At 71.1% G+C, this 2,622-nt stretch carries 1 protein-coding gene; it reads left to right on the plus strand.

Translation table 11 applies throughout. The annotated features are described in order from the left end of the window. On the plus strand, positions 1–2,622 hold a 2,622-nt coding region (glnE, locus tag AC6EI8_RS25945), incomplete at both ends, for a bifunctional [glutamate--ammonia ligase]-adenylyl-L-tyrosine phosphorylase/[glutamate--ammonia-ligase] adenylyltransferase (protein WP_498383318.1).

Genomic DNA, 2,622 nt, shown 5'->3' on the forward strand with positions numbered 1-2,622 from the left:
GTCTGGATGGAAGCGCGGCTGGCCGAGCTGCGGCAGCCGGCCGCCGACGCCGAGCAGGCGATCGGCCAGGCGCTGCGGCGGCTGCGCGCCGAGGTGATGTGCATCGTCATCGAGCGCGATCTGCGCGGGCTGGCCACGCTGGCCGAGGTCACCGGCGCGATGACCGACCTGGCCGAGCTGTCGATCCAGCATGCGCTGGCCACGCTGACCGAGGACATGGCGCCGACCTTCGGCCGACCCGTCGGCGAGCACAGCGGCGAGGTACAGGAGCTGATCGTGGTCGGCATGGGGAAGCTCGGCGGCCGCGAGCTGAACGTCTCGTCCGATATCGACCTGATCTTTCTCTACGACGAGGACGGCGACACCGCGGGCGGCCAGCGCAGCCTGTCGAATCATGAATACTTCACGCGGCTGGGCCGGCGCCTGATCAGCGTGCTGGCCGAGACCACCGCCGACGGCTATGTGTTCCGCGTCGACATGCGGCTGCGGCCGAACGGCGACGCCGGGCCGCTGGCCTGCAGCCTCGGCATGCTGGAGGAATACCTGGTGGTGCAGGGCCGCGAATGGGAGCGCTACGCCTGGATCAAGGGCCGCGTGGTGTCGTCGCTGGCCACGCCGCACGCGCAGCGCACCGCCGATCAGCTGGCGCGGCTGACCACGCCCTTCGTGTTCCGCCGCTATCTGGACTACGGCGTGATCGCCGCGATCCGCTCGCTGCATGCGCAGATCCGCGCCGAGGCAGCCAAGCGCAGCGGGGGTCTGGCCGGCCATGGCGTCAACCAGCGCTCGGCCGATATCAAGCTGGGGCGCGGCGGCATCCGCGAGATCGAATTCATGGCGCAGGTGTTCCAGCTGATCCGCGGCGGCCAGGACCTGGCACTGCGCGCGCGGCCGACGCTGGAGGTGCTGGCGATCGCGGTCGAGCGCGGGCTGCTGCCGGCGGGGCAGGCGCTGCAGCTGTCGGATGCCTATCGCTTCCTGCGCCAGCTGGAGCACCGGCTGCAGTATCGCGACGATGCGCAGACCCACCATCTGCCGACCAGCGAGCAGGAGCAGTCCGCGGTGGCGCGCATGATGGGCTGCGCGGACTGGCCCGCGCTGCAGGCGCGATTGGCGGAACTGCAGGAGCCGGTGGCACAGCAGTTCGAGGTCACCTTCTCCGACCCGGAGCAGGGCCAGCCGCCCGCCGAGACGCTGTGGCCGGCGCTGGCGCACGGCGAGGACGAAGAGGCGCCGTGCGCGCGGCTTGCGCAGGCGGGCTATTCCGACTGCGTCGGGTTGCTGGAGCGGCTGCGCGCCACCGCGGCCTCGCCGCGCTACCGCGCGCTGTCCGAGCAGAGCCGCGCGCGCTTCGACCTGCTGGTCAACCGCGCGCTCGACCTCGCCGGACGGCAGGACGATGCGGATGCCACCATTGCGCGCTTTCTCGACTTCTTCGATGCGATCAGCCGGCGCGCCTCGTATCTGTCGCTGCTGTCGGAGTATCCGCAGGCGATGGAGCGCGTCGCCCACACGCTGCACGCGTCGCGCTGGGCCGCCACCTATCTGACGCGGCATCCGCAACTGCTCGACGAACTGCTCGATGCCGAGGCGCTCGCCAGCGTGCCGGACTGGGAGGCCTTCCGCGCCCGGCTCGGCGAGCGCCTGCTCGCAGCGCACGGCCAGGTCGAGGCGCAGATGGACATCCTGCGCCGCGAGCACCATGCCGAGACCTTCCGCGTGCTGCTGCAGGACCTGCACGGCAGGCTGACGGTCGAGCAGATCGCCGACCGGCTGTCCGACCTGGCCGACGCGATGCTCGACGTCACGCTGACCGCGGTCTGGCAGCAACTGCCGATGCGCCATCGCGACACGCCGCGCTTCGCGGTGATCGCCTATGGCCGGCTGGGCGGCAAGGAGCTCGGCTATGCGTCCGACCTCGACATCATCTTCCTGCACGACGACGATGACGACGGCGCCGCGGAGATCTACGCCGCCTATGCGCGCCGCCTGATTACCTGGCTGACCAGCCATACCGCGGCCGGCATGCTGTTCGACGTCGACACGCGGCTTCGTCCGAACGGCGCCGCCGGCCTGCTGGTCACCAGCTTCGAGTCGTTCCGCCGCTACCAGCTGCGCCAGGGCGACAACACCGCCTGGGTGTGGGAGCACCAGGCGCTGACGCGCGCGCGCTTCTGCGCCGGCGACCGCGAGCTGGGCGCGCGCTTCGAGCGGCTGCGCGAGGAGGTCCTGTGCCAGCCGCGCGATGCCGACACGCTGCGTCAGGACATCGTCGCGATGCGGCACAAGGTGGCCGAGGGCCATCCGAACCGCAGCGACCGCTTCGACCTGAAGCACGACCGCGGCGGCATGGTCGACATCGAATTCACCGTGCAGTACCTGGTGCTGCTGCACAGCCGCGCCCATCCCGAGCTGACGCGCAACGCCGGCAATATCGCGCTGCTGCGGATGGCGGGGCAGCTCGGCCTGATCGACGCCACGCTGGCCGAAGCGGTCGGCGACGCCTATCGGACTTTCCGCGCGCGCCAGCACAAGCTGCGGCTCGACGGCCAGGATCAGGCCCGCGTGCCGCCGCAGACCATCGAGGCGCAGGCGCGCGATGTGCGCGCGCTATGGCAGGCC

It is taken from the genome of Cupriavidus sp. R6-3 (assembly GCF_059772245.1).